Origin of the sequence: Lamprobacter sp. (assembly GCF_034860625.1) — a bacterium.
Classification (GTDB): domain Bacteria; phylum Pseudomonadota; class Gammaproteobacteria; order Chromatiales; family Chromatiaceae; genus Lamprobacter.
Map to the genome: position 1 here is coordinate 1 of NZ_JAYESN010000486.1, position 1,540 is coordinate 1,540.

Below are 1,540 nucleotides of genomic sequence, written 5' to 3' on the forward strand. Positions count from 1 at the left end.
TCTATCTGGTGCGCCTTGGCAAGAAGCGCTACCACCTTTTCGAAGCCCAATAACTCACTCAAAACAACTAATAAATCATGCAAAACAAGGAGATGGCGCTGATTGGCAGCTTCTGAGGCGCTGCTCGATGGCGTGGCGCCAAGGGCGCGATGATGGCGCGCGATGTGGCCAAAGCTGTTCGCCGAGCAGCAAATCATGATCTGAAGCAAAAAAACTTCAAAACAGTGCTTGCCAGGCCTTCGATCATAGGTATAATGCGCGTCCTCGGTCAGGGAGACGTTCTGACCGGGGCGGAGCCCTGGCGGTGTCCGAGTTGCTTAACAGACAGATGAAGACAGATGTGTGGGCACTTGTTGGGATAGTTGCTGATGACTATTCAGACACAACAAGTGACTCATCGATTCATTATGGATTTATGATTTCGAATTGTGTCTGAGCCGAGATTTGTCGGGATTCGCAGGTTTTGCGCAACCCGGCCCTCCTACTGGAAAGTGGAGGTTAAAGATTGAACTGAAGAGTTTGATCATGGCTCAGATTGAACGCTGGCGGCAGGCCTAACACATGCAAGTCGAGCGCGAAAGGCCTTCGGGTTGAGTAGAGCGGCGGACGGGTGAGTAACGCGTAGGAATCTACCTGGTAGTGGGGGACAACTCGGGGAAACTCGAGCTAATACCGCATACGCCCTGAGGGGGAAAGCGGGGGATCTTCGGACCTCGTGCTATTGGATGAGCCTGCGTAGGATTAGCTTGTTGGTGAGGTAAAGGCTCACCAAGGCGACGATCCTTAGCTGGTCTGAGAGGATGATCAGCCACACCGGGACTGAGACACGGCCCGGACTCCTACGGGAGGCAGCAGTGGGGAATATTGCGCAATGGGCGGAAGCCTGACGCAGCCATGCCGCGTGTGTGAAGAAGGCCTTCGGGTTGTAAAGCACTTTCACTTGGGAAGAAAGGTTGCTGGTTAATACCCAGTAGCTGTGACATTACCTTGAGAAGAAGCACCGGCTAACTCCGTGCCAGCAGCCGCGGTAATACGGAGGGTGCGAGCGTTAATCGGAATTACTGGGCGTAAAGCGCGCGTAGGCGGTTGTTTAAGTCGGATGTGAAATCCCCGGGCTCAACCTGGGAATTGCGTCCGATACTGGGCGACTAGAGTACGGGAGAGGGAGGTAGAATTCCACGTGTAGCGGTGAAATGCGTAGATATGTGGAGGAATACCGGTGGCGAAGGCGGCCTCCTGGCTCGATACTGACGCTGAGGTGCGAAAGCGTGGGGAGCAAACAGGATTAGATACCCTGGTAGTCCACGCTGTAAACGATGTCGACTAGCCGTTGGGAGACTTGATTTCTTGGTGGCGCAGTTAACGCGATAAGTCGACCGCCTGGGGAGTACGGCCGCAAGGTTAAAACTCAAATGAATTGACGGGGGCCCGCACAAGCGGTGGAGCATGTGGTTTAATTCGATGCAACGCGAAGAACCTTACCAGGTCTTGACATCCTCGGAACTTTCCAGAGATGGATTGGTGCCTTCGGGAGCCGAGA

At 54.0% G+C, this 1,540-nt stretch carries 1 protein-coding gene and 1 rRNA gene; one reads left to right on the forward strand and one right to left on the reverse strand.

What is annotated here, in order from left to right; all coding sequences use genetic code 11:
- The coding region (locus VBE63_RS29090) for a hypothetical protein (RefSeq protein WP_323686461.1) at positions 1-209 on the reverse strand (209 nt) is incomplete at its 3' end.
- A 298-nt stretch (positions 210-507) separates the two neighbouring features.
- Between VBE63_RS29090 and VBE63_RS29095 the strand changes: the two genes are divergently transcribed.
- A 16S ribosomal RNA gene (locus tag VBE63_RS29095) occupies positions 508-1,540 on the forward strand; the annotation flags it as partial.